The following is a 24,209-nucleotide window of genomic DNA, read 5'->3' as shown; positions in this document are numbered from 1 at the left end:
GGAAGCCGGGGCCCGGGTCAAGCCCGGAGCGACGTGCGGAGGAAAGATGGAACAGGCGTCACTGCAGTTTCTTGTCGATCACCGACGCGCTGTCGATGCCGCGCAGCGATTCGATCTCGTGCGCAAGACTGGTGCCGCGATCGGTAATGATCCGTTCCAGCACGCGCACCCGTTCTTCCAGCCGTTCGGTATGCGCGACGTATTGCGAGGCAGCGTCACTCGCGGCGGTGGCCCTGATCGTTTCGACCTGGCGGTTGTGCCGCGTCCAGATCGCGAATCCTCCCAGCATGAACGGGGCCAGCGGGATCAGGACGGCCAGGTCTTGGGCAAGCATGATACATTCCCCCGAAAAAAGACTATTTGAACGTCGCGCCGGACTTCAGCGTAGTTGTTCGATTTCATTCGCAAGTCTCGGATTGGACGAGACATAATACGCTTCGACTTCGGCCAGGCGGCGATCGATTTCACGAAACTGCGCCCGCACTTCGCGCGACGTCCGCGTCGGCGACTGGCGTACGCCCTGCCAGAATTTCTCTTCGCGGGCATCGGTATACAGGCCGTACGGCTTGGCATTGGCGAATATCCCGAGCACGATATAGATCACCGGCACAAAGCCAAGCCCGCACAGTGTCGCAACGACAAATCCCAGCCGCACCCACAGCACATCGAGGCCGGTGTAATCGGCGATACCCGAACACACGCCCAGCCATTTGCCATTGATCCTGTCGCGATAAAATTTCGTGCGCACGGTGTTCATGGGCGAAACCCCTTCTGGTCGGCGAGCATGCGTTCCAGCTCGCTGATTGGTTCATCGACAGTCATGCTACGCCCCAACGGGCGAAAATCGGGGTGATCGGCCGCAACCAGCCGCTCGACCGTATTGACGCGATCCTCAAGCCTGCGCGCCAGATGATACAGCTCATCGAGCAGCGCTTCGTCACCCGTTGTCAGCGTCGAGGCGGTTTTCCACTTCGTCACATAATGCAGGATGATCCACGGCAGGAAAATAAACAGCGAGACGATTGCGAACAATCCCAGGACATCACCGGCTTCCATCGCTCAGCCCTCCTTTGCTGGTTCGATGCGAAGCGATTTCTTCATCGCTTCCAGCTCCGCATCGATACGATCTTCGGATGCCAGCGCAGCAATCTCGTCGGCCAGCGTCGGCTTGGCGCCGGCCAGATCGAGCGAATCGGCGCGGCCTTCGGCATCATCGACCCGCCGTTCGAGCTGGTCGAAGCGCGACAGCGCCTCGTCCACCCGTTCGCTGGTCATCAGCTTTTTCAGCCGCACGCGGTTTTCGGCGCTTTCCAGCCGCGCAGCGATCGCGCTTTGGCGGTGGCGCGCTTCGCGCAACCGCGTCTGCAGCTTGTCGATATCGACTTCATACGCCTGCAGCGATCCGGACAGTATGCCGATTTCGCCGCGCAACTGCTCGGCCATGTCGGTGGCCTTCTTCTTTTCCACCAGGGCGGCGCGCGCCAGATCCTCGCGCGATTTCGACAGCGCCAATTGCGCCTTGTCCGCCCAATCGTCCTGCAACCGTACCAGGCGGTCGATATGGCGCTGCATTTCCTTTTGATCGGCAATGCTGCGCGCGGCGGTGGCGCGCACTTCGACCAGCGTTTCCTCCATTTCCATGATGATCATGCGGATCATCTTGGCTGGGTCTTCCGCGCGCTCGAGCAGGTCGGTAAAATTGGCGGCGATGATATCGCGGGTTCGCGAAAAAATTCCCATGGGCATTGCTCCAGCGCGGGTCTGACGGGGGGCGAAACGGGTTTCAGGCGGTGCGTCGTGATCGACGATCCGGGCAGCGATCGCGCGATCAAGCCGCGAAGCCGGGGCGAATGGCGAATTCATGCAAGCTCACCGGTAATGGCAGCAGGGCTGGCAAACACCAGCGGCGCAGCCGCGGCGCGGTGCGACATCGCGACGCCCGACAGCGCGGTCAGGGCCAGGATGCTGGCGATCGCGGCGCGGCCGAGGGGCGATGCGAAAAAGCGGCTGTTGAACACGACCATTCTCCTGAACAAGCCCGATTGGGCCACATCACCATAACTGCACGAGCCGTGCCAATTGCCCGCAATGGCGCTTTTCCGCGGTTTTCGCCACAGTGCGGTCGTTCAGACATGGGAAATCTTGCCCAAACATGGTGCAATTTGCTATTGGTTGGGAATGGATCGCGCCACACAGCTAATCGGCCAGGCCAGCCCGTTTCTCGACGCGATCGAGCGCGCCAGCCGCGCCGCGCCGCTGCGCCGCCCGGTGCTGGTCATCGGCGAGCGCGGCACCGGCAAGGAACTCATCGCCGAACGGCTGCACCACCTGTCGCCACGATGGCAGGAACCGCTGGTGACGATGAACTGCGCCGCACTGCCCGAAACGCTGATCGAGGCGGAACTGTTCGGGCACGAGGCGGGCGCGTTTACCGGCGCCTCGCGCGCCCGCGCCGGCCGCTTTGAGGAGGCCAATCGCGGCACCCTGTTCCTTGACGAACTGGGCACGCTGTCGATGGCGGCGCAGGAACGCCTGTTGCGCGTGGTCGAATACGGCGAAGTCACACGGATCGGCGCGTCACGGCCGTTGCACGTCGATGTGCGGATCGTGGCCGCCACCAACGAGGATCTGCCGGCGATGGCGCTGGCCGGACGGTTCCGCCCCGATCTGCTCGACCGGCTGAGTTTCGAGGTGATCACCCTGCCCCCGCTGCGCGTGCGCGACGGCGATATCGCGGTGCTGGCGGATCATTTCGGCCGGCGCATGGCCGCAGAGCTCGAATGGGATATCTGGCCCGGGTTTGCCGATGACGTGGCCGACGCGCTCGATATGCACCCGTGGCCGGGAAATGTACGCGAACTGCGCAATGTCGTGGAACGTGCGGTGTATCGCTGGGACAATCCGGCGCGCGCGATCGGCGCTGTGCAGTTCGACCCGTTCGACAGCCCATGGAAACCGGCCGGGCAATTGGGCGGGCGCGCGATCGAGATCCTGCCGCCGGCCGAAACCGCGATCACGGTACCCTCATCCGATCTGGCCCGCTATTTCGAGACAGTGACCGATCTGCGTGCGGCGGTCGACGCGCACGAGCGTGCGATCATCGATCACCACCTGGGCAAGAACCGGTTCAACCAGCGCCAGACGGCCAAGGCACTGGGCCTGAGTTACGACCAGTTGCGCCATTGCCTGCGCCGTCACGGCCTGATCGACCGGACCTGAACTTTGGCGCTTACCCGATTGACTCTGCGCGATTTTCGTAACCATGGCGCGACCCGGCTGGACGCCATGGCGACATTCAATGTGCTGACCGGAGAAAACGGCGCAGGCAAGACCAATGTGCTGGAAGCGATCAGCCTGTTTGCGCCCGGGCGCGGGCTTCGCCGTGCGCAGCCGCTGGACATGGCCGCTGCCAACGGCGCTGGCGGATTTGCCGTCGCGGCGGACCTGGAACACGGCACGATCGCACTGGGTACCACGACGGCACCGACTGCGCCCAATCGCCGCACGGTGCGGATCAATGGCGCCGAGGGACCTTCGACCCGGCTGGCCGAATGGCTGTCGATCACCTGGCTGACGCCTGCCATGGACCGGCTGTTTGCCGAAGGTGCCAGCGCGCGGCGGCGGTTTGTCGATCGGCTGGTGCTGACGGTGGAGCCCGCGCATGCGCGCAGGGCAACGCGCTACGAGACCGCCCTTCGCGAACGCAACCGGCTGTTGTCCGATCCTGCCGAGCCCGATCCGGCGTGGCTCGATGCGCTGGAGGGGCAACTGGCCGAATGCGGCGCGGCGATTGCGGCGGCGCGGCGCACGCTGGTGCGGCGGCTGGATTGTGCGATTGCGGCCGAACCCGATGGGCCATTTGCGCGGCCGCTGCTGGCCTATACCGGTGAAACGCCCGATGACGCGGTCGCGCTGGCGGCCATGCTGAAAGACACCCGCCGCCGCGATCGCGCCGCCGGGCGCACCTTGGTCGGTCCGCATCGCGACGATCTGGCGGTTACGATGGCGGCGAAGAACGTGCCGGCGGAACACTGTTCGACCGGCGAGCAGAAGGCGATGCTGATCAGCATCGTGCTCGCGCATGCCGAACTGGGCGACGACAGCGCGCGCCCGCGCCTATTGCTGCTCGACGAGATCGCCGCGCATCTCGATCCGCTACGGCGTACAGCGCTGTATGCGCGATTGGCAGCGTCGGGCGCGCAAGTGTGGATGACCGGCACCGAGCCGGCGCCGTTTGCCGATCTGCCGGCGACTGCGACATTCTGGCACGTCGCCGATGGTGGGGTACAACGCGCCTAAATCCTCCCCGAAACGGGGAGGGGGACCGCGCGAAGCGTGGTGGAGGGGCGTTGCCCCAAGGGATTCCTTCGATGAACTAGCCCCCACCCGCAGCCGCTGACAGCGCTACATTGCCCGGTTAGCACCATGAGGCACTGCCCCTCCACCACCCTGCGGGCGGTCCCCCTCCCCGTTCCGGGGAGGATTTCTCAGCGCCGTTGCCACCACCGGCTCGGTTGCGCGCACGATTGCGGCGACTCCCGCGCGGTTGGGATGCACATGGTCGTCGAGTTGCAGCGCGCTGTTGCCGATGATCGCCTGCAGGAAAAACGGCACCAGCGCTGTGTGGTGCTCGCGCGCCAGCTGCGGCCAGATCGGATTGAACGCGCGGTCGTAATCGGCACCCAGGTTGTGCCCGGCGAGCATCCCGGTCAGCAAGACGGGAATATGCCGCGCCTCGATCGCGCTGACGATCGCCTCCATATTGGCGCGCGTGTCTGCCGGCGGCAGGCCGCGCAGCATGTCGTTGCCGCCAAGACCAACCATCATCAGCGCCGGTTTTCTGGGCTGATTGTCGAGTGTGAATGCCAGCCGTTGCAGCGCCGCCGCCGTCGTATCGCCCGAAACCCCGGCGTTGATCACGCGCGCGGGCACGCCAGCCACATTCAGCGCGACTTCGAGCTGCGCCGGGTAGCTGTCGTTGGGTTCGAGCCGGTATCCGGCATACAGGCTGTCGCCGAACGCCAGAATCACCGGCGCATCTGCGGGCACCACAGCGCGGGCCTGCGTCGAACCGCCATCGGCCGGTCCCACCATTCCGGCATCGGGCGCATCGTTGCCCCCGGATGACGGTGCGTGCCCACAACCGGCCAAAACCAGCGCAAGCGACCCCGCCAACAATCCTGAAGTACAAATCCGTAGGCGCATGGGGGCTCGTTTCGCAAAAGCTTGAGGCTGCGCCCTATCTATGTCAGGCAGGCGCCGTGACAAGCACCCCCCCGCAAATCGCCCCTTCCGACACAACCGTCATCATCCGTGCCCAGGCCATCACGCTCGCCCTGGGCGAAGGCGACGGCCTTGTTACCGTACTGGATCGGATCGACCTGACTGTAGCGGCGGGAGAAACGGTGGCACTGCTCGGGCCATCGGGATCGGGCAAATCTTCGCTATTGTCGGTGCTGTCGGGGCTGGAACGCGCCGACAGCGGCACCTTGCACGTCGCCGGGCAGGATTTTTCCGCGCTCGATGAAGACGGGCTCGCGACCGCGCGGCGCGGGCGGATCGGCATCATCCTGCAGGCGTTTCACCTGCTGCCGACGATGACCGCGCTTGAAAATGTCGCGACGCCGCTCGAACTGGCCGGGCATGACAAGGCGATGGCGCTCGCGCAGGACGAATTGGTCGCGGTCGGGCTTGGGCACAGGCTGGGCCATTATCCCGCGCAGTTGTCGGGCGGAGAGCAGCAGCGAGTCGCGATTGCGCGCGCGCTGGCCCCGGCGCCGGCGATCCTGTTTGCCGACGAACCGACCGGAAACCTCGATCACACCACCGGCACCGCAGTCGCCGACCTGCTGTTTGCGCGCGCGCAAGCGGCGGGCGCGACATTGGTGATGGTGACGCACGATGAAGCGCTGGCGCAGCGTTGCCGGCGGATCGTGCGGCTGGAAGACGGACACATCGTCAGCGATCAGACGCGCGCATGAGCACCCTCTCCTGGACAATGGCGTGGCGCATGGCGCGGCGCGGGCTCGACTGGCGGTTCAAGGGGTTGCGGCTGCTGTTCGCGTGCCTCGTGCTCGGCGCGGCGGCTCTGGCCGCAATCGGTACGCTGACCGGTGCGATCGACCATGAATTGACCGCGCGCGGGCGCACGATGCTGGGCGGTGATGCCGAGTTCACCGTCGCGGCGAGGCCCGCGAGCGCGCGCGAATACGCGGCGATTGCGCATGTCGGCAGCGTGTCTGCCGGCGCACGAATGCAGGCGATGGCGCGCAAGCCGGGCAGCGACGCGGCTGTGCCGATCGAACTGAAAGCGGTCGACAGCCACTGGCCGCTGTATGGTACATTCACCCTGGTCAATCCGGTGCGCAATGCGGGCGCACCTGTCGGCAACCAGGCGTGGATCGCATCGGGCGTCGCCGACCGGCTGGGCGTTGCGCCGGGCGATCATCTGCTGATCGGCGCAGCAGACCTCGTGATCGGCGGGGTGATCGGCGACGAGCCCGATCGTCTGGGCGAAGGCTTTTCGCTCGGCCCCACGGTGATCATCGGCACCGCCGCGCTGGCGCAGACCGGGCTGGTCTCGACCGGCGCGATGGTAAGATTCAAATACCGCGTGCGCATGGCGCCCGCCGCCGATCCGCACGCCGCGATCGACACGTTCAAGGCCGCATTTCCTTCATCCGGGTTCGAATTCCGCACCCGCGACCGCGCTTCGCCCGGGCTCGACCGGTTCGTCTCGCGGCTGGGGCAATTCCTGCTGCTGGTCGCGCTGGCCGCGCTGGCGATCGCCGGCATCGGTATCGGCAATGGCGTGACCGGTTTTCTCGACGCGCGACGCGGCACGATCGCCACGCTGAAAATCCTGGGCGCGACGAGCGGCGATATCACACGGATCTTTGCGCTGCAGATCGCCACTGCCAGCCTGGTCGCGATCGTGATCGGGCTGGCCATCGGCCTGCTGGCAACGCCGCTGATCGGGCTGGCCTTGCGCGGCATCCTGCCTGTTGCGACCGGACTGGTGGTCGATTCCAGGGCGCTGGGCACCGCAGTGGCGCAAGGGTTGCTGATCGCGATGACCTTTGCCGCGCCGCCGCTGCTGCGCGCACGCGCGTTTCCCGCAATGGCGCTGTTGCGTGCGCGGGTGTCGCCACTGGTGTTGCCGTGGCGGCTGGCACTGGTGCCGGTCGGCGGCGGGCTGCTGGGCATTGTCGCGCTGGCGGTGATCCCCGCGCCGCAGCCATTGCTGGCGCTGGGTTTCCTCGGCGGTGCGGCGGCGCTGTTTGCCCTGCTCGGCGCACTGGGTTGGGGCCTGACGTGGCTGGCGGCACGCATCCCGCGCCCGCGTGGCACGATCGCACGCATGGCGCTGGGCAATCTCCACCGGCCTGGGTCTCAGACGCCCGCGCTGGTCGTCGCCCTGGGATTTGCGCTCGCCGCATTCGTCGTCATGGCGGGCGTCGAAACCAGCCTCGACGGCAATATCGCCAAGCGCGTTCCGGCGCGCGCGCCGGATTATTTCGTCCTCGACGTGCCGACCGCAAAGGAGGCGCAGTTCCGCAGCATTGTCGCCGCGATTGCGCCAGGCGCGGTGGTGCGCGCGGTGCCGTCGATGCGCGGGGCGATCCTTGCTTATGGCCCGGCGTCGCATATGACACGCGTGGCCGATCTCAAGATGATCCCCGACGATGCCTGGGCGCTGCGCGGTGATCGCGGGCTGACGTTTGCAGATACCGTGCCGCAGGGCAACGTGGTCACGGCCGGGCGCTGGTGGCCGCAGCATTATGCCGGCCCGCCGCAAGTTTCGATCGATGAAAAACTGGCGCAGACGCTTGGATTGCGTCTGGGCGACCGGATCACGATATCGCTGCTGGGCGTCGAGCGCAGCGCGACGATCGGCTCGTTCCGCCGGATCGACTGGGACAGTTTCGGGTTCAACTATGTGCTGGTGTTCAGCCCCAATGCGATCGCCGATGCGCCGCACAGCCTGGCCGGCACGATCGAACTGCCCGCCGTCAGCAAGACCGCGCCGGTGCGCCGCGCGATCCTGTCGGGGCTGGTGCGCGCGATGCCGGCAAGCTCGGTCATCGAGGTCGGCCAGGTTTTGGGCGAAGCGCGTGCGATCCTGAGCGAAGTCAGCACCGCGGTGCTGGCGGCGGCCTCGGTCGCCGTGCTGGCGGGCCTGGCGGTGCTGGCCGGCGCGATCGCGGCGCAGCGTGCCAGCAGGCAGTACGACACGGTCATCCTGCGCGTGCTGGGCGCCAGCGGGCGGCAATTGCTGGCGCTGGTCATGGCCGAATACGGGCTGTTGTGTGCGATCCTGGGCGTGGTCGCTCTTGGGCTTGGTACGGCAACCGCGTGGGCGGTGACGGTATGGCTGTTCAAGTTCGCGTGGCTGCCCGACTGGCCGCGCATCCTGGGCGTGCTGGTGGTTGGCCTCGTGCTGGTCATGGCGCTGGCGCTGGGCGGTTCGCTGTCGATCCTGCGCACGCGCCCCGCCAAGGCGCTGCGCGAACTTTAGGAATTTTCCTCTTATTCGTTGGGTTGGTTCAGCTGAACGCGTCGACGTCGCTGGTGTGTTTCGGGTCGGGCCCGTAGGAATTCGGCCCGTGCGTGCCATCCAGGCACATCAGCACGAACAGCGCAAACCAGCCCAGGAGCGGAATAAGGATCAGCAGCATGAGCCAACCGCTGCGGTCTTGATCATGCAGGCGCCGCACGCCAACCGCAAGGCTCGGGATAAAGCTGGCGAGGTTGAAGATATTCAGCACCGCGCCGGGAATGCCAGTCAGCCCGTAATTGTACGACATGAACCCTGGCGCCCTGATTTCGGTCGGATGGGCAAAGATCGCGGTCATGAGGACCGCCACCAGAAACAGGAACAGCGAAAAATACCAGTATTCGGCACGTTGCGAGCGCCCGCCGAATTCGGCGTAGCGGCGATACGGCATGAACATCCAAGTCAACATGGCAACGGCTCCGATCAACCAAACACATTGGTGTTATAAGGATCGCGCGGATCGGGGCCGAACCGGTTGCCCCCGCGCGTACCATCCAGACACATAAAAACCAGCACGATGAGGCCACCCAGATAGGGTATCAGCGCCAGCAGCACCATCCAGCCCGATCTGTCCTGATCGTGGAACCGGCGCACTTGCACCGCGATCGTAGGAATGAATGCAACCAGCGCAAACACGCCGAACACGCCGAAGGCTATCGGGACCAGCGCCGACCCCGAGCCTGGCTGCGCCGCGCGCTGAGCCATGCCAATCACCAGTAATATCGTCGGCACGGTATAAACGATCATGCACAACAAGAAAAACATCCAGTATTCCCGGCGGCCCGAACGCCCGCTGAATTCGGCATACCGGCGAAACGGCAGAAACATCGATTCCATGAGTTGTCCCCCGATGTGCGACCGTTATCGCACCCCGGCAGTATTTAGGCCACGGTCGCGCGTTTTGGGCAAGCAATTCCCGCACCCCTCTCCGACGCTCGCAAAAACACCCACTTGCCGCAGCGCACAAACGACGGTAAGGGCCCGCCCAACCCGGGCGTGCGTTCCGGCTATGCGTATGGTCCCACCGTGATGGCAGGCCAGACACGCATCGCCGGGTAAGATTGCGCCAGAAGACGCCCCTTTCATAATTCCGGCCCCCAAAACGCCGCACCAACAGCGAAAGCCTTTTTGATGTCCAGCGCCCTGCGCAATATCGCGATCATCGCCCACGTCGACCATGGCAAGACCACGCTCGTCGACCAGCTGTTCCGCCAGTCGGGTACGTTCCGCGACAACCAGCGCGTGGAAGAGCGCGCGATGGATTCCAACGATCTGGAAAAAGAACGCGGGATCACCATCCTGGCCAAGTGCACCTCGGTCGAATGGACGAACCCGGCGAACGGTGAAACCACCCGCATCAACATCGTCGACACCCCCGGCCACGCCGATTTCGGCGGCGAAGTCGAGCGCATCCTGTCGATGGTCGACGGCGTGATCCTGCTGGTCGACAGTTCCGAAGGCGCGATGCCGCAGACCAAGTTCGTAACAGGCAAGGCGCTCGCGCTCGGACTGAAGCCGATCGTGGTCGTCAACAAGATCGACCGCGCCGACGAACGCGCCCAGGAAGTGCTCGACGAAGTGTTCGACCTGTTCGTGGCGCTGGAAGCCAGCGATGAACAGCTCGAATTTCCCGTGCTCTATGCCTCGGGCCGCAACGGCTATGCCAGCGTCGACGAAGCCGCTCGCGAAGGCACTCTCATTCCGCTGTTCGAAAAGATCGTCAGCCATGTGCCCTCGCCGGGCCTCGACGCCGACGCACCGTTCAGTTTTCTGGCAACGCTGCTGGATCGCGACAACTTTCTCGGCCGCGTGCTGACCGGCCGCGTCCAGTCGGGCACGATCCGCGTCAACCAGCCGATCCACGCGATCGACCGTGACGGCAAAGTGGTCGAAGTGGGTCGCGCGTCGAAACTGATGTCGTTCGATGGCCTGGAACGCGTGCCTGTCGACGAAGCCCGCGCCGGTGACATCATCGCGCTGGCCGGCCTGGAAAAGGCGACCGTGGCCAACACGATCGCCGATCCGTCGGTCACCGTGCCGATCTATGCGCAGCCGATCGATCCGCCGACGCTGGCGATGCGCTTTGCCGTCAACGACAGCCCGTTTGCGGGCCGCGAAGGCGACAAGGTGACGAGCCGCATGATCCGCGATCGCCTGACGCGCGAAGCCGAAACCAATGTCGCGATCCGCGTGACCGAAAGCGCCGACAAGGACAGCTTCGAAGTTGCCGGCCGCGGCGAATTGCAGCTGGGCGTGCTGATCGAAACGATGCGCCGCGAAGGCTTCGAGCTTGGCATCAGCCGTCCGCGCGTGCTGTTTGGCACCGACGAAAAGGGCGGCCGCACCGAACCGTACGAAACCGTGCTGATCGACGTTGACGACGAATATTCGGGCAACGTTGTCGAAAAGATGCAGCGCCGCAAGGCCGAACTGACCGACATGCGCCCATCGGGCGCGGGCAAGACGCGCATCACGTTTTCGGCGCCGTCGCGCGGCCTGATCGGCTATCACGGCGAATTCCTGTCCGACACGCGCGGCACCGGGATCATGAACCGCCTGTTTGAAAAATATGCGCCGCACAAGGGCCTGATCGAAGGCCGCCAGAACGGCGTGCTGATCTCCAATGCCACCGGCGAAGCGGTGTCATACGCGCTGAACAGCCTGGAAGAGCGCGGCATCCTGTTCGTCAGCCCGCAGGAAAAAGTCTATGAAGGCATGGTCATCGGCGAAAATGCCAAGCCTGATGATCTGGAAGTCAATCCGCTGAAATCGAAACAGCTGACCAACTTCCGTTCGACCGGCAAGGACGACGCGATCCGCCTGACCCCGCCAAAGATCATGACGCTGGAACAGGCAATCGCCTATATCGACGACGACGAAATGGTCGAAGTGACGCCCAAGTCGATCCGCGTGCGCAAGACGCTGCTCGATCCGAACGAGCGCAAGAAAGCCGGCCGCCGCAAGGAAGTCGCCTGACTTTTCCATCCGGGCCAGCGATCGGCGCGGACCTGATAGGATCAAAGACGGCGCAAGAGGGAACCTTTGCGCCGTCTTGCTTGTCAGGTGAGCGTTGCCGCTGTCCTGGTCCCGGCGGCGGACGATCGTTCGCTCGCGCTCAGCGACGCCAGGGCGGTTTCCAGCGTGCCGACAAACGCGCCGGCCGGCGATGCCTCGCCAGCACCGTGGTGGCGGTGATGCGCATGGGGCGTTACCGTGCCGGCCGCGGCAGCCGCTGTCTGCGCGGCAGACTGCGCGGCGGCAGCGGCGGATGGGTTGGCCGTTGCGCCAGCCTGCCGGACGGCGCTCGTCAACGCATCGAGCGGATTCAGGCCGAGGGCCGAGGCAATACTGCTGATACCGATCATGCACAGGCTCCACTGTCGCGGACCTGCAGTCACAACAGACGCGTCCGTTATCGGCAGAACGGTTGGTCATAGGCGAATTTAAGTCTGAGCCAAATTTAAGTCTGGGCCGAATTTAAGTCTGGGCCGAATTTAAGTCTGGGGCCAAATTTAAGTCCGGCCTGCACCCGATCACCCGGCGACCGGTGCGACAACACGCGACAACGACCGCCAACCCCGTTATGGGCGCGCGATGCCAATGATTTCGTCAAACCCGGATACGCTGCCAGCCACGGATGAACCAGGGCCCGATCTGTCTGGTTTGCGCCTCGCGCTGTTCAGCGGCAATTACAACTACGTCCGCGATGGTGCGAACCAGGCGCTCAACCGGCTGGTCGGCTATCTTTTGCGCCACGGCGCGGCAGTGCGCGTCTATGCACCCGTGGTCGACGAGCCGGCGTTTCCTCCAACGGGCGATCTCGTCGATGTGCCCGCCATGCCGCTGCCCGGGCGCAGCGAATACCGCATTCCGTTTGCACTGGGCCCGCGTGCCCGGCGCGACCTGATCGCCTTTGCGCCCAATGCCGTGCATGTCTCGTCACCCGATGTGGCGGGCCACCGCGCGGTATCGTGGGCGCGGCGGCGGCAATTGCCGGTGCTGGCCAGTGTCCACACCCGGTTCGATACCTATCCGCGCTATTACAATCTCGCGTGGATCGAGCCGATCCTAACCGCGGTGCTGCGCAGGTTCTATCGCCGTTGCGACGGCCTGGTCGCGCCGTCGGAATCGATGGCGCAAGTGCTGCGCGATCAGCGGATGAATTACGATATCTCGCTATGGTCGCGCGGGGTCGATCGCGACACGTTTCACCCCGGGCGCCGCGACATGGCGTGGCGGCGCGAAAACGGCATCGCCGATGACGATGTCGTGATCGGCTTTCTGGGTCGTCTGGTGATGGAAAAAGGCCTCGATGTCTTTGCCGACACGATCGATGACCTGACCAGGCGCGGGTTTGCGCACAAAGTCATGGTCATCGGCGAGGGCCCGGCCAGCGCGTGGTTCCAGGCACGGCTGCCGCACGCGGTGTTCGTCGGGTTCCAGGGCGGGACCGATCTTGGCCGCGCGGTCGCGTCGATGGATGTGCTGTTCAACCCGTCGGTTACCGAGACCTTCGGCAATGTCACGCTTGAGGCGATGGCCTGCGCCTTGCCCGTCGTGGCGGCCGAAGCCACCGGCAGCGAAAGCCTGGTCGAAAACCACGTCAACGGCCGCCTGATCCGCCCCGGGGCGATTCATTCGTTTGCCGAGGCATTGCGCGCGTACGTCACCGACCCTGCCTTGCGCGCGCGGCACGGCGCGGCGGGCGAACTGCGCAGCCACGATTTCAGCTGGGACCGGATCAACAGAGCGGTGGCGGAAACATACCTGCGCCTGATCCGCCAGAAGCGTGCACAGCGGTAGGGTTTTTTCTGTTATCGAACAGATATCGCTCGGGTTTTGTTATTCATCTAAGAAACAAGGCGCCGACTTCCCGATAAAGGCAGTTATCGGCGCCTCGTCCCTTACAGCCGCTCGATCTTGCGCGCGGCTTCATCCAGCACATCGGCGATCTGATGCGCGACGCTTTCGTCGAACCCGGTCGCAAAGACCCGGCCGCGCAGCGCCAGCTTAAGATTGGCCATCGCGCGCATCACCGGCGGGCTCGATTCGCGGCTGGTCGCATCGGCCAGCGCTTTCAGCCGTTCGATGATCGTCGCGATCTCCTCGCTGCGGCTTTCGGCCTCGGCCCGGCCTGCATCGGTTGCGGCGAACGCCTTGCGCGCGCCCTCGCCCGGGGTTTCGGCGATCAGGCCCTCATCCACCAGCAGTGACAGCGTCGGATAGACCACGCCCGGGCTTGGCGCATAAGCGCCTCCGGTCAGGTCTTCGACCGCCTTGATCAGGTCATAGCCATGGCGGTTTTCGCCGGCGAGCAGGCTGAGCAGCAGCAGGCGCAACTCGCCCTGGCCAAACATCCGCGCGCCGCGGCCACGACCCCGGCCGAAACCGTCACCGCCAAAGCCGCCGCCAAAACCACCACGCCCATGACCAGGCCCGCGGCCTTCATCGCCGAAATCGCCACCGTGGCGGCCAAACGGTCCGCCACGCCCGCCGGCACGCATGAATTCCATGCCCGCCATGCCGATATGGCCCATCATATGCGCCCAGTGGGCGCTCTTGTTACGGTCGCTGTGCGACCTTTTGTCGAAACGCATACTATCTCCTCTCGATTCGATGCGTCTAAGATATATCTTTAAAACGATCTGACAAGTCCCCCGTGATAATTTTTCGATGCCGTCCTATATGGGGGCACACCATGTCCGATCTGTTCGCCCCCTCCCCTGCCGACGAGCCTCGCGCGCGCGCGCTAAATCCGGACCAGGAACCGCTGGCCGAACGTCTGCGCCCAAAACGGCTGGCGGACGTGATCGGCCAGGATCACCTGACCGGGCCCGAAGGCGCGATCGGGCGCATGGTCGCGGCGGCCAAACTGTCATCGATGATCCTGTGGGGCCCGCCAGGCACGGGCAAGACCACGATCGCGCGCCTGCTCGCCGATGCCGTGGGCATGCGCTATGTTTCGATCAGCGCGGTGTTTTCGGGCGTTGCCGATCTGCGCAAGGCGTTTGCCGAAGCCGAAAGCATGGCCACGATCGGCCGGCGTACGCTGCTGTTCGTCGACGAGATCCACCGCTTCAACCGCGCGCAGCAGGACGGGTTCCTGCCATTTGTCGAACGCGGTGTGGTGACGCTGGTCGGCGCGACGACCGAAAACCCCAGCTTCGCGCTGAACGCCGCGCTGCTCAGCCGCGCCCAGGTGCTGATCCTGCACCGGCTGGATCCCGCCGCACTCACCAAACTTCTGTCGCGCGTCGAAGAGGAAACCGGCGTGATCCTGCCGCTGACCCCGCCCGCGCGTGAGGCGCTGGTCGCCTCGGCCGATGGCGACGGCCGATTTTTGATCAACCAGGCCGAAATGCTGCTTGATGTGTCGCTGCCCGCGCCACTCGATCCGGCGGGCCTGTCGAAATTCCTGATGCGGCGCATGGCGGTCTACGACAAGGACCGCGACGGGCACTACAACCTGATTTCCGCGCTGCACAAGACCTTGCGCGGATCGGACCCGCAGGCGGCGTTGTACTACCTCGCGCGGATGCTGGTCGCGGGCGAAGATCCGATGTTCGTGTTGCGCCGATTGGTGCGCTTTGCCAGCGAAGACATCGGCCTGGCCGACCCGCAGGCGCTGATCCAGTGCCTCGCGGCCAAGGACGCCTACGACTTCCTCGGCAGCCCCGAGGGCGAGCTGGCGATCGTCCAGGCGTGCCTCTATTGCGCTACCGCGCCCAAATCGAATGCGGCCTACAAGGCGCAAAAGGCCGCGTTTGCCAGCGCGCGCGAAACCGGGTCGCTCAGCCCGCCGTCCAACATCCTCAACGCGCCGACCAAGCTGATGAAGGACATCGGCTATGGCGCCGACTATGCCTACGACCATGACGCGCCCGACGGGTTTTCTGGCGCGGACTACTGGCCCGAGGGCATGACCCGCCAGACATTCTACCGCCCGGTCGAGCGCGGCTTCGAACGCGAAGTACTCCGCCGCCTGGAATGGTGGGACAAGAAACGAACCGAACGCCCGTGACTCCTCCCCGTTCGGGAAGAGATTTTCGGCATTTCGCGGCGATCGACTGGTCGGGTGCGGTCGGCGAACGGCAGCGCGGGATCGCTGTTGCGCTGTGCGATCACGACGATCGTGCGCCGCAGATCGTGCGGCCCGGGCACGTGTGGTCGCGTGCCGACGTACTCGGGTGGCTGCAGCGCGATATGGCGCCCGGCACGCTCGTCGGAATGGACCTGGGCATATCGCTGCCATTCGCCGATGCCGGCGCATTCTTCCCCGGCTGGGCTGATAGCCCATCCGATGCGCATGCGTTGTGGGCTTTGGTCGAAAATATGGCCGCCAGCGACGCGCACCATGCGGCCACCAGCTTTGTCGATCACGAAGACATTGCCCGCCATTTCCGTCGTCACGGCGGCCGCCAGGGCGACCTGTTCACCCCCGGCCGCGGCCGCATGCGCGTGACCGAACGCGCGCAGGAAGCGATGGGCTGCAAACCCACGTCCAATTTCAACCTCGTCGGCGCCTCGCAAGTCGGCAAATCCAGCCTGACCGGCATGCGCGTGCTCCACGCGCTGAACCGCACGATCCCGGTCTGGCCGATAGACCCCCTTCCCGCGCACGGCTCGGTGATCTGCGAAATCTACACCACGATCGCCGCCATGGCCGCAGGCCGCACCGCCGCCCGGTCAAAAATCCGCACCGGCGCTGATCTCGACACCGCACTGGCCGCGCTCGGATCACGCGCGCACTGCCACGCCGGCCCGATCGACGACCATCGCAGCGACGCAATCATCACCGCCGCATGGTTGCGCCACGTCGCGCATGACGCACGATTATGGCACCCCGCCGCCATGACCGAAAAAATTGCCATCACCGAGGGCTGGACCTTTGGCGCGCATTAGGGCTATGCGCATGTCCGTTCAGGCGTGCCGACATAGCACAGTGGTAGTGCAGCGGTTTTGTAAACCGAAGGTCGGGGGTTCAAATCCCTCTGTCGGCACCATTCCTCGTTTACGAGATGCAGGAGCCCCGAGCGCATGCCCAACGAGCACAATCGCCGCAGCCTCGGCATTATCGGCACGCGTGTCCATGGATATGCGCCGGTCTCCTGTGCTGCCGATCATGGCTGGGCACGAACCGGCAGAAGTGGCAGCGTTGTAGCGGCTTGCAGCGCCGCCACCGCAGGGGTTTCAGAGGTCAGGATTGGCAGGCCGCAGCGCCTGAGGAAATCGAATATGCCGTCGTAGAAGCCGGGGACCCGCGTCGGATCGTCATCGTCACCTTTCGGCACATAGATGACCATGCCCTGGCGCGCCCGTGTCAGCACCACACGATAGGCATTTTTCAGATAGAGCCGCACAAACCGGTCATGGACCGACTGCCAGCGGGTGCCCTTGAACTTGTATGATTGCCAACGCACGCCATCATGGCGCAGATCGGCATCCCAGCAGACACCGGTCCAATCGAGTTCCAGGCCCTGAACGTCGAATTCGCTGGCGACGTCCTCCATGTAATACGACGAACGCACATCGTCGCGCGCGTTGAGAAACCAGTTGGGCGGATCGATGGCGGCCTTGACGTTCAGCCCTTCGGCTTTCAACCGCAGCGCACCGGACGAAGCAACCAGGCCGTAGCGCTCCGATCCACGCGCCCTGCCTTTGAGCCATGAACGGGCTTCTGCCAGATCTCGGGTCAGCACGATCGGGTAATGCGCAAGTTCGGCATGGGCCGCTCGAGCAGCATCGGCGTCGCCGTCGACGACATGAGAGATGAAGTCAGACAGAGTTTCAGCGCGAAAGGAGCGCATCGACACGCCCAGGTGCAAATCGGGGCAGAGCGAAACACGCGGACCGGTCAGAAACCGGCGTGCGTTCTGATTGAGGTCATAGTCGGGATGGTCGATGCGATCGGACGTATAGACCCGCCAATGCGCAAAACGGGTTTCAAGCGCGGCCATCCATTCGCTCAGGCCGGCCTCTCCGTCGTTTATTTCCTGGCCTCCGCCGACCAGACAGATGATCGTGCACCAGTCAGCGTGCCGGTCCATGACCCCCAACAGAAATTCCGGCTCGGACATGGCGAAATCGGCAATTCCGCGTTTCTGGCGCATGAAGGCCGCTGCCTTGCGTTCGTTCCAGGCGCGTTGCGCTTCGTCGAAGATCACGACATGATCGGAAGGCGCCGCATCGGAATGGACGTATTCATCGCGAAAGTGATGAATGTTTTGAATGAACGCCTGCACGTGGCGCTCTGCAGCCGAACGTTGCCCACCGGTCCGTGCGCGGTGATCACGCACCAGAGCCTCGCGCAGGACATCCACCAGGGGACCGTTACCCGATAGAAACGTGGCATGTTCATCGTCCTGGCGCTCGCTGCGCCGCGTGGCGATGTTGAGACCGGCGAGGGTCTTGCCAGCGCCTGGTACGCCCGTGATGAAGCAGATCGCTTTCTCACCGTGGTTGCGACAGGCCTCGATCGCCCGGGTGACGACGGCTTCGGTGCATATCAAGTTTATGTCGCCGGCGTCGTTGCGGGTAATGTCTGCGACGTTGTGGCGGGCATAGAGCGCGGTTGCCGCCTGAATGATCGTCGGCGTGGGGCGATATCCGCTGGCCTCCCATGCCGCTGGCCGGAAATCCCGGGCGCAATGCCTTGACCCGATCATTTGCATGATTGGTCCCAAATCGGCCGGGCATAACAAAAAAGGCCGGGCGACGTGGTCAAAGGCCAATTCAAACTGGATGTTGCGCGATAATCGGGCCTCGGTAGGCACAAGGATCGGATAGATCGCGAGGCCGTGGCTGCCTTCGTGGAAGTTCTTCAAATCGAGCGCGTAGTCTTCGACTTGCTCTATGCCGGCAGCATCGAACCGGGACTGGCCCTCCTTGAACTCAAGGACGAAGATTGCATTTCCTATGATCACGACAACGTCGGCCCGCCGGCCCATGCGGGGAATCGCGAATTCGAAATAGAGCGTAAATACGGGCGTTGCAGCCAACGCGCTGCGCAACAGCTCGATTTGCTTCAGCCAGGCCTGCCTTTGCCCGGCCTCGACATCAAAATGGTGCCAGCGCGTCAGTTCGCCCAGAATATGCGATGGACTGTCGGCATAGAACCGATCGCGATCGGCAGAATAATAAGCGCGCATCCGTCCCCCGTCAGGGGCCTTATCACGCTTTCATGTGCCGGACGATATCGGCAACGATCAACTCGTACGAATCTGGATGATCAACGCCGCGGCGCGCGAAAACGCCACGAACCGGCGGGAAGCCACTGCCCGTCGGTCACGCGGTGGACTGCAATGCCGACGATGGTCGTGTCGGTTGCGCGCCATGTTGTCGCCAGCTCGGATTGCAGGATATGTGCCGTGCGGCGTTCGACCTTGTTTTGCACGGTAATGTGGAAGCGCGCGGGCACGGCGTCGCCGCCGGTCAGCAGGCCGTGAAAGTGGTCGGCCAGGGCTTCGCGGATGTCGAGCAGTTCGGGGCTGACGAGCCCCAGCGCGGTGCCGCCGTCGAGGTCGATCACGCGGTCTATGCGGGCGCGCGGGGGCGGAGTTTGCGCGGTCAGGCGCGCGAGGACCGAGGCCAGTTCAGCAGCGACCATGCCCGGGACGGCGTGGAACAGCGTGCAGTGCGCGGGGTTGTGGTTGCGTTCGGGCGGGTAGTGCGCGCGGCGCAGGGCGTCGAGGCGCGCCTGGACGGCCTCAGGCAAAACCGCGAGCACCAGGTGGGGTGTGCGGTCTGCGGGCATCAGCAGTCTGTAGGGGAGGTGGCGGGAACACTCGGCCAAGCCGGAAAGCCGTGGATGGAGAATTCGGCGAAGGTCGTAATGTTCCCGCTCGTAAGGGCTTCACCAATCATGGATCGGCCCTGCGCATTGATACGTAGCGGAGAAATACCTAGGGAATCGTTAAGACTGATCCGGTGCGGTGATTTGTAGGCATCGGACGCCCGACAACACGATGCCATCACAACCCGTGTGCGCGGCGATAGGCGAACCATTTGGCGACATTGGCGTTGTGCTGGTCGAGTGTATCGGCAAACACGTGCCCGCCGCTGCCGTCGGCGACCATGTACAGCGCTTTGGTGTCCGCAGGGTTGAGCACGGCGGCGATGCTGTCGCGGCCGGGGTTGGTGATCGGGCCTTTGGGCAGGCCGACCATCGCGTACGTGTTATACCCGTTGACCGCATGAATTTCGGATTCGCGGATGCGGCGGCCGATCGGGCGGCCCTGCGTGATCGGGTAGATGATCGTGGGGTCGGCCTGCAGCATCATGCCCTGGCGCAGCCGGTTCGAATAGAGCCCCGCAACCAGCCGGCGTTCGGAGGGCTTGCCGGTTTCCTTTTCCACGATCGAGGCCAGGATGATCGCTTCGGCGGGCGTTTTCACGAATGTGTGCGGGCTGCGTCTGGCCCACAGTTGCGCCAGCGTTTTCTGCATCGCGTGCTGCATGCGCTTGATCAGCGCAGCCCTCTGCGAGCCGCGTTCGTAGCCATAGCTTTGCGGCAGGATGCTTCCTTCGGCCGGCATTGCCACGGTCCCGACCAACAGCGGTTGCGCCATCAGTTTTTCGTGTACCAGCGCCGCCGGCATGCCCTCTGGCACGGTGAACAGCCGTTGCATCACGCCTTCGCGGCCCTGCAGGATGGCCAGCACCTTGGACCCGCTGACATGCGGCGGAATGATGAATTCGCCCGCTTTAAGCCCGCCGGCATGGCCAAGCAGGCGCGCGCGTGCGCGGAATGTGGCGGCCGATGCGACCACGCCCGAGGCTTCCAGTTCCTGCGACACGCTGGTCATCCCCGCACCCTCGGACACGATGAACGACGTTTCGCGCGCCAGCGGGCCGGGGCCGTACCAGCCCCACGCGAAATGCACGCCGTACCCGATGATCAGCACCAGCACAGCAATCAGCGCAAGGCGCCGTTTGCTCGGCCGTGATGCCCCGCGGAATCGACCTTTCGCCATTATCTGTCGTACCAATCTTTGGGCTTGGCGCCCGCAGGAACGGTCAGATCGCTTTCACGATCACGCTGGCGTTGGTGCCGCCAAATCCGAACGAATTGTTGAGCGCGGCGCGTACCACGCGCTTTTTCGCGACCAGCGGCACCAGGTCGACGCCTTCGCAGCCGTCGTCCGGGTTATCCAGATTGAGCGTGGGCGGCACGATCTGGTCGCGGATCGCCAGGATGCAGAAAATCGTCTCGACCGCGCCCGCGCCGCCGAGCAGGTGCCCGATCGCAGATTTGGTGCTGCTCATCGATGCACCGCCCAGATCATTGCCCAGCACGCGCTTGATCGCGGCCAGTTCGATCGTGTCGGCCATCGTCGAGGTGCCATGCGCGTTGACATAGTCGATATCGCCCGGCTCCATCCCCGCCTTGCGCATTGCCATGCGCATCGACAGTTCGGCGCCGCGACCTTCGGGATGCGGCGCGGTCACGTGATAGGCATCGCCCGACAGGCCATAGCCGACCACTTCGGCGTAGATCTTCGCGCCGCGCGCCTTGGCATGTTCGTATTCTTCCAGCACCACGACGCCCGCGCCTTCACCCATCACAAACCCATCGCGGGCCTTGTCATACGGGCGGCTGGCCTGTTCCGGCCGATCGTTGTACGAGCAATTGAGTGCGCGCGCCTGCGCAAAACCGGCGACGCCCAGCGGATTGATCGTCCCTTCCGAACCGCCCGCCAGCATCACATCGGCATCGTCGTCGCGAATCATCCGCGCGGCATCGCCGATCGAATGCGCGCCGGTCGAACACGCGGTGACGACCGCGTGATTCGGGCCCATCAGGCCGTATTTGATGCTGACCTGGCCCGAAATCAGGTTGATCAGGCGGCCATGGACGAAATGCGGCGAGACGCGGCCCGGCCCTTTTTCGTGGAGCACGATCGATTCGATCTCGATCCCCGGCAAGCCGCCGATGCCCGAGCCGATCGAACAGCCGGCGCGTTCCTTTTCGGCCTGGGTCATGTCGGTCAGGCCGGCGTCTTCGAGCGCCTGCCCTGCGGCATCGATGCCATAGATGATGAACGGATCGACCTGGCGCTGAACCTTGTGATCGACGCGCTTGCCGGGATCGAACCCGTAAGGGTGATCCGCCGGCTTGACCTCGCACGCGATCGTGCATTTCTGGTCGCTCGCATCAAACCGCGTGATCGGCCCGGCACCCGATTTGCCGGCAATCAGGTTTGCCCAGACGGTTTCGACATCCGCTCCCAGCGGGGTGACCAGGCCAAGGCCGGTTACAACCACGCGGCGCACACCAGTTGAAGGAGCACCGGTTGCAGAATCACCAGTTTCTGGCATTTTTTTCTCCGGAAAAAAGAAACAGGCTCAGCCCATGAAATGGACCGAGCCTGCCTTTACACTGCCCCGCAACCATGCCGGACCATGCGTTCCGGCGAGCCCAGGGAGTTTGGGGTGATCAGCCCTTGTTTTCGTCGATATATTTGATCGCATCGGCGACTGTGGCGATCTTTTCCGCCGCGTCGTCGGGGATCTCGACACCGAATTCTTCTTCGAACGCCATCACCAGCTCAACAATGTCGAGCGAATCGGCGCCAAGATCATCAATGAAGCTTGCATCTTCGGTGACTTTGTCGGCCTCGACCCCGAGGTGCTCGACAACGATCTTCTTTACGCGGTCGGCGGTATCGCTCATTCGAAAAGTCCCTTCAGACTATTTGCATTTGGTCGGTCAGGCTCTCGCCCTAATGGGCCCGGGCGTCGCTGGCAAGTGAGAGTTCCGGTCCCGCACATCAAGCGTTCATTCAAACGTTTTTGACAGGCTCCACGACTCGGATCGACAACTCGCGCAACTGTTTCAGCGCGGCCGGCGCCGGCGCGCTCATCAGCAGATCCTCGGCGCGCTGATTCATCGGGAACAGCGTGATTTCGCGCAGGTTCTGCGCCCCGCACACCAGCATCACGATGCGGTCGACACCCGCCGCCATGCCGCCATGCGGCGGCGCGCCGTACTGAAACGCACGGTACAACCCGCCGAAGCGGTCCTCGACATCCGCCTTGGTCAGGCCGACGATCTCGAACGCGCGCACCATCGTTTCGGGGCTCTGGTTGCGGATCGATCCCGATGCGATTTCAAAGCCGTTGCAGACAAGGTCATACTGATAGGCCTTGATCGTCAGCGGATCGGCATTGTTCAGCGCGTCGAGCCCACCCTGCGGCATCGAAAACGGGTTGTGGCTGAAATCGACGCGCTTTTCGGTCTCGTCCCATTCGTAGAACGGGAAATCGACGATCCAGCACAGGCGGAACGCGTCCTTTTCGATCAAGTCGAGCTGTTCGGCCACGCGCGTACGCGCAAGACCCGCCAGCTTGGCTGCCTGGTCCGGCTTGCCCGCGGCAAAGAACAGACCGTCGTCATCGCCCAGGCCCAGTTCGGCATAGAGCGCGGCCATGCCTTCGCTCCCATGGTTCTTGGCGATCGGGCCGCCGAATTCGCCCTGCTTGCGCGTCACGTAGCCGAGACCGGCATGCCCTTCGGCGCGGGCCCAGTCGTTCATCTCGTCGAAGAACTTGCGGCTTTTCTCCGCTGTTTTCGGTGCCGGAATCGCGCGCACGACTCCGCCGCCGCCGACGATGCGTTCGAACAGGCCAAAGCCCGAGGCCGTGAAATGGTGCGACACATCGCCGATCAGGATCGGATTGCGCAGGTCGGGCTTGTCCGATCCGTATTTCAGCATCGCGTCGTCCCAGGCAATGCGCGGAAATTCGCCGCTGGGCGTGACGCTGCGGCCATCGGCGAATTCCTCGAACACCGCGCCGATCACCGGCTCCATCGTGGCCCACACTTCTTCCTGGGTGACGAAGCTCATTTCCAGGTCGAGCTGGTAGAATTCACCCGGCAGGCGGTCGGCGCGCGGGTCTTCATCGCGAAAACACGGCGCGATCTGGAAATAGCGGTCGAAGCCTGCGACCATCAGCAACTGCTTGTACTGCTGCGGCGCCTGCGGCAGCGCGTAGAATTTGCCGGGATGGATGCGACTGGGCACGAGGAAATCGCGCGCGCCTTCGGGGCTCGACGCGGTCAGGATCGGCGTCGAATATTCGGTGAACCCGGCGCTTTCCATCCGCCGGCGCATCGATGAGATGACCTTTGTGCGGCGCACGATATTGGCATGCAGCGTATCGCGGCGCAGATCGAGGAAGCGGTATTTCAGGCGGATATCCTCAGGATACTCCTGCTCGCCCGCCACCGGCATCGGCAGCTCCTCGGCCGCCGACAATACGGTCGCGCGCCGCGCATAGACTTCGATCGCGCCGGTCGCCAGGTTCGCATTGATCGTCCCTGCCCCGCGCGCCTTGACCAATCCGTCGATTGTCACCACGCTTTCGATACGCGCCGCGTCCAGGATCGCCAGCGCGGGGCTGTCGACATCGGCGACGATCTGCGTCAGGCCATAATGATCGCGCAGATCGACAAACAGCACCCCGCCGTGATCGCGCTTGCGATGCACCCAGCCCGACAGGCGCACGGTTTGCCCGACCGCTTCGGGCGTCAGCGCGCCGCAGGTGTGCGAGCGATAGGGATGCTCAGACGATTGCATCGCTGACGATTGCATTAGGGGGCTCTTTCCATTCATGCCGCAATCGGGCAGGTACTTTCAGCGGCCAAGAGGCG

The 24,209-nt window shown here is 64.2% G+C and carries 24 protein-coding genes and 1 tRNA gene; 9 read left to right on the top strand and 16 right to left on the bottom strand.

Annotated elements, in window-relative coordinates; translation table 11 throughout:
• Window positions 1-58: 58 nt before the first annotated feature.
• The 5 genes from ACOOE2_RS07205 to ACOOE2_RS07185 form a co-directional block, all read right to left on the bottom strand.
• On the bottom strand, window positions 59-334 hold the full coding sequence (locus ACOOE2_RS07205; protein ID WP_420382334.1) for a hypothetical protein: 276 nt from the start codon (window positions 332-334) through the stop codon (window positions 59-61).
• A 45-nt stretch (window positions 335-379) separates the two neighbouring features.
• The gene (pspC, locus tag ACOOE2_RS07200; protein WP_420382333.1) at window positions 380-757 is read right to left on the bottom strand and encodes an envelope stress response membrane protein PspC; all 378 of its coding nucleotides are present in this window, start codon (window positions 755-757) and stop codon (window positions 380-382) included.
• Window positions 754-1,056: an envelope stress response membrane protein PspB gene (gene pspB / locus ACOOE2_RS07195; RefSeq protein WP_420382332.1), complete on the bottom strand. Its 303-nt coding sequence runs from the start codon at window positions 1,054-1,056 to the stop codon at window positions 754-756. Before pspB ends, pspC begins: the two co-directional genes overlap by 4 nt.
• A gap of 3 nt (window positions 1,057-1,059) precedes the next feature.
• A complete protein-coding gene (pspA, locus tag ACOOE2_RS07190; protein WP_420382331.1) occupies window positions 1,060-1,740 on the bottom strand; it encodes a phage shock protein PspA in 681 nt (226 codons plus the stop codon).
• Between the two features lie 119 nt (window positions 1,741-1,859).
• A complete protein-coding gene (locus ACOOE2_RS07185) occupies window positions 1,860-2,018 on the bottom strand; it encodes a hypothetical protein (protein WP_420384652.1) in 159 nt (52 codons plus the stop codon).
• Between the two features lie 160 nt (window positions 2,019-2,178).
• Between ACOOE2_RS07185 and pspF the strand changes: the two genes are divergently transcribed.
• The gene (gene pspF, locus ACOOE2_RS07180; protein WP_420382330.1) at window positions 2,179-3,219 is read left to right on the top strand and encodes a phage shock protein operon transcriptional activator; all 1,041 of its coding nucleotides are present in this window, start codon (window positions 2,179-2,181) and stop codon (window positions 3,217-3,219) included.
• 3 nt (window positions 3,220-3,222) lie between these two features.
• Entirely contained in the window at window positions 3,223-4,299 is a 1,077-nt protein-coding gene (gene recF, locus ACOOE2_RS07175) for a DNA replication/repair protein RecF (protein WP_420382329.1), read from the top strand.
• A gap of 105 nt (window positions 4,300-4,404) precedes the next feature.
• Here the strand turns inward: recF and ACOOE2_RS07170 are convergent, their stop codons facing one another.
• Complete coding sequence (locus tag ACOOE2_RS07170; protein ID WP_420382328.1) at window positions 4,405-5,094, bottom strand: arylesterase; 690 nt, start codon at window positions 5,092-5,094, stop codon at window positions 4,405-4,407.
• Between the two features lie 167 nt (window positions 5,095-5,261).
• Here ACOOE2_RS07170 and ACOOE2_RS07165 point away from each other — a divergent pair, with 167 nt between their 5' ends.
• Both ACOOE2_RS07165 and ACOOE2_RS07160 read left to right on the top strand, forming a co-directional pair.
• Complete coding sequence (locus ACOOE2_RS07165; protein WP_420382327.1) at window positions 5,262-5,981, top strand: ABC transporter ATP-binding protein; 720 nt, start codon at window positions 5,262-5,264, stop codon at window positions 5,979-5,981.
• A complete protein-coding gene (locus tag ACOOE2_RS07160) occupies window positions 5,978-8,518 on the top strand; it encodes an ABC transporter permease (RefSeq protein WP_420382326.1) in 2,541 nt (846 codons plus the stop codon). Before ACOOE2_RS07165 ends, ACOOE2_RS07160 begins: the two co-directional genes overlap by 4 nt.
• A 28-nt stretch (window positions 8,519-8,546) precedes the next feature.
• Here ACOOE2_RS07160 and ACOOE2_RS07155 read toward each other — a convergent pair whose 3' ends face one another.
• Together ACOOE2_RS07155 and ACOOE2_RS07150 are read right to left on the bottom strand one after the other, a co-directional pair.
• Entirely contained in the window at window positions 8,547-8,966 is a 420-nt protein-coding gene (locus tag ACOOE2_RS07155) for a DUF805 domain-containing protein (protein ID WP_420382325.1), read from the bottom strand.
• Window positions 8,967-8,980: 14 nt separating this feature from the next.
• Window positions 8,981-9,394 (bottom strand): DUF805 domain-containing protein, encoded by a 414-nt coding sequence (locus ACOOE2_RS07150; RefSeq protein ID WP_420382324.1) that lies wholly within the window; start codon window positions 9,392-9,394, stop codon window positions 8,981-8,983.
• A gap of 294 nt (window positions 9,395-9,688) precedes the next feature.
• Between ACOOE2_RS07150 and typA the strand changes: the two genes are divergently transcribed.
• Window positions 9,689-11,533 (top strand): translational GTPase TypA, encoded by a 1,845-nt coding sequence (typA, locus tag ACOOE2_RS07145; RefSeq protein ID WP_420382323.1) that lies wholly within the window; start codon window positions 9,689-9,691, stop codon window positions 11,531-11,533.
• Between the two features lie 83 nt (window positions 11,534-11,616).
• Here typA and ACOOE2_RS07140 read toward each other — a convergent pair whose 3' ends face one another.
• Window positions 11,617-11,922 carry a hypothetical protein gene (locus ACOOE2_RS07140; protein ID WP_420382322.1) on the bottom strand — a complete coding sequence of 102 codons (306 nt, stop codon included), beginning with the start codon at window positions 11,920-11,922 and terminating at the stop codon, window positions 11,617-11,619.
• Window positions 11,923-12,151: 229 nt separating this feature from the next.
• Here ACOOE2_RS07140 and ACOOE2_RS07135 point away from each other — a divergent pair, with 229 nt between their 5' ends.
• The gene (locus ACOOE2_RS07135; RefSeq protein ID WP_420382321.1) at window positions 12,152-13,360 is read left to right on the top strand and encodes a glycosyltransferase family 4 protein; all 1,209 of its coding nucleotides are present in this window, start codon (window positions 12,152-12,154) and stop codon (window positions 13,358-13,360) included.
• Between the two features lie 101 nt (window positions 13,361-13,461).
• Here the strand turns inward: ACOOE2_RS07135 and ACOOE2_RS07130 are convergent, their stop codons facing one another.
• A complete protein-coding gene (locus tag ACOOE2_RS07130) occupies window positions 13,462-14,154 on the bottom strand; it encodes a PadR family transcriptional regulator (RefSeq protein WP_420382320.1) in 693 nt (230 codons plus the stop codon).
• 101 nt (window positions 14,155-14,255) lie between these two features.
• Here ACOOE2_RS07130 and ACOOE2_RS07125 point away from each other — a divergent pair, with 101 nt between their 5' ends.
• The 3 genes from ACOOE2_RS07125 (at window position 14,256) to ACOOE2_RS07115 (ending at window position 16,560) form a co-directional block, all read left to right on the top strand.
• A complete protein-coding gene (locus tag ACOOE2_RS07125) occupies window positions 14,256-15,578 on the top strand; it encodes a replication-associated recombination protein A (RefSeq protein WP_420382319.1) in 1,323 nt (440 codons plus the stop codon).
• A complete protein-coding gene (locus tag ACOOE2_RS07120) occupies window positions 15,545-16,459 on the top strand; it encodes a hypothetical protein (protein WP_420382318.1) in 915 nt (304 codons plus the stop codon). The genes ACOOE2_RS07125 and ACOOE2_RS07120 overlap by 34 nt, the downstream gene beginning before the upstream one ends.
• 26 nt (window positions 16,460-16,485) lie before the next feature.
• A tRNA-Thr gene (locus ACOOE2_RS07115) sits at window positions 16,486-16,560 on the top strand.
• A gap of 117 nt (window positions 16,561-16,677) precedes the next feature.
• On the opposite strand, the gene ACOOE2_RS07110 is transcribed toward ACOOE2_RS07115, so the two are convergent.
• The 6 genes from ACOOE2_RS07110 to aspS form a co-directional block, all read right to left on the bottom strand.
• Window positions 16,678-18,705 carry a DUF2075 domain-containing protein gene (locus tag ACOOE2_RS07110; RefSeq protein WP_420382317.1) on the bottom strand — a complete coding sequence of 676 codons (2,028 nt, stop codon included), beginning with the start codon at window positions 18,703-18,705 and terminating at the stop codon, window positions 16,678-16,680.
• Window positions 18,706-18,785: 80 nt separating this feature from the next.
• On the bottom strand, window positions 18,786-19,310 hold the full coding sequence (locus tag ACOOE2_RS07105; RefSeq protein WP_420382316.1) for a 2'-5' RNA ligase family protein: 525 nt from the start codon (window positions 19,308-19,310) through the stop codon (window positions 18,786-18,788).
• A 217-nt stretch (window positions 19,311-19,527) separates the two neighbouring features.
• Window positions 19,528-20,529, bottom strand: a complete 1,002-nt coding sequence (mltG, locus tag ACOOE2_RS07100; protein ID WP_420382315.1) for an endolytic transglycosylase MltG — start codon at window positions 20,527-20,529, stop codon at window positions 19,528-19,530.
• Window positions 20,530-20,572: 43 nt separating this feature from the next.
• Entirely contained in the window at window positions 20,573-21,829 is a 1,257-nt protein-coding gene (gene fabF, locus ACOOE2_RS07095) for a beta-ketoacyl-ACP synthase II (RefSeq protein WP_420384572.1), read from the bottom strand.
• A 163-nt stretch (window positions 21,830-21,992) separates the two neighbouring features.
• Window positions 21,993-22,229 (bottom strand): acyl carrier protein, encoded by a 237-nt coding sequence (locus tag ACOOE2_RS07090; protein WP_008071537.1) that lies wholly within the window; start codon window positions 22,227-22,229, stop codon window positions 21,993-21,995.
• A gap of 109 nt (window positions 22,230-22,338) precedes the next feature.
• Entirely contained in the window at window positions 22,339-24,135 is a 1,797-nt protein-coding gene (aspS, locus tag ACOOE2_RS07085) for an aspartate--tRNA ligase (RefSeq protein WP_420382314.1), read from the bottom strand.
• Between the last annotated feature and the right edge of the window lie 74 nt (window positions 24,136-24,209).

The sequence above is a fragment of the Novosphingobium sp. genome (assembly GCF_965214355.1).
Classification (GTDB): domain Bacteria; phylum Pseudomonadota; class Alphaproteobacteria; order Sphingomonadales; family Sphingomonadaceae; genus Novosphingobium.
The sequence above is the reverse complement of the archived record's forward strand: the minus strand, read 5'-3'. Positions and strand labels throughout refer to the sequence as shown.

Coding starts and splice junctions, on each gene's coding strand:
- pspF (WP_420382330.1), top strand. CDS start 2,179: ATGGATCGCGCCACACAGCTAATCGGCCAGGCCAGCCCGTTTCTCGAC.
- ACOOE2_RS07110 (WP_420382317.1), bottom strand. CDS start 18,705: ATGCGCGCTTATTATTCTGCCGATCGCGATCGGTTCTATGCCGACAGT.
- ACOOE2_RS07090 (WP_008071537.1), bottom strand. CDS start 22,229: ATGAGCGATACCGCCGACCGCGTAAAGAAGATCGTTGTCGAGCACCTC.
- ACOOE2_RS07160 (WP_420382326.1), top strand. CDS start 5,978: ATGAGCACCCTCTCCTGGACAATGGCGTGGCGCATGGCGCGGCGCGGG.
- typA (WP_420382323.1), top strand. CDS start 9,689: ATGTCCAGCGCCCTGCGCAATATCGCGATCATCGCCCACGTCGACCAT.
- pspC (WP_420382333.1), bottom strand. CDS start 757: ATGAACACCGTGCGCACGAAATTTTATCGCGACAGGATCAATGGCAAA.
- ACOOE2_RS07150 (WP_420382324.1), bottom strand. CDS start 9,394: ATGGAATCGATGTTTCTGCCGTTTCGCCGGTATGCCGAATTCAGCGGG.
- pspB (WP_420382332.1), bottom strand. CDS start 1,056: ATGGAAGCCGGTGATGTCCTGGGATTGTTCGCAATCGTCTCGCTGTTT.
- pspA (WP_420382331.1), bottom strand. CDS start 1,740: ATGGGAATTTTTTCGCGAACCCGCGATATCATCGCCGCCAATTTTACC.
- aspS (WP_420382314.1), bottom strand. CDS start 24,135: ATGCAATCGTCTGAGCATCCCTATCGCTCGCACACCTGCGGCGCGCTG.
- ACOOE2_RS07155 (WP_420382325.1), bottom strand. CDS start 8,966: ATGTTGACTTGGATGTTCATGCCGTATCGCCGCTACGCCGAATTCGGC.
- ACOOE2_RS07205 (WP_420382334.1), bottom strand. CDS start 334: ATGCTTGCCCAAGACCTGGCCGTCCTGATCCCGCTGGCCCCGTTCATG.
- ACOOE2_RS07125 (WP_420382319.1), top strand. CDS start 14,256: ATGTCCGATCTGTTCGCCCCCTCCCCTGCCGACGAGCCTCGCGCGCGC.
- ACOOE2_RS07140 (WP_420382322.1), bottom strand. CDS start 11,922: ATGATCGGTATCAGCAGTATTGCCTCGGCCCTCGGCCTGAATCCGCTC.
- ACOOE2_RS07130 (WP_420382320.1), bottom strand. CDS start 14,154: ATGCGTTTCGACAAAAGGTCGCACAGCGACCGTAACAAGAGCGCCCAC.
- ACOOE2_RS07105 (WP_420382316.1), bottom strand. CDS start 19,310: ATGCCCGCAGACCGCACACCCCACCTGGTGCTCGCGGTTTTGCCTGAG.
- ACOOE2_RS07170 (WP_420382328.1), bottom strand. CDS start 5,094: ATGGTGGGACCGGCCGATGGCGGTTCGACGCAGGCCCGCGCTGTGGTG.
- ACOOE2_RS07120 (WP_420382318.1), top strand. CDS start 15,545: ATGGTGGGACAAGAAACGAACCGAACGCCCGTGACTCCTCCCCGTTCG.
- mltG (WP_420382315.1), bottom strand. CDS start 20,529: ATGGCGAAAGGTCGATTCCGCGGGGCATCACGGCCGAGCAAACGGCGC.
- ACOOE2_RS07135 (WP_420382321.1), top strand. CDS start 12,152: ATGCCAATGATTTCGTCAAACCCGGATACGCTGCCAGCCACGGATGAA.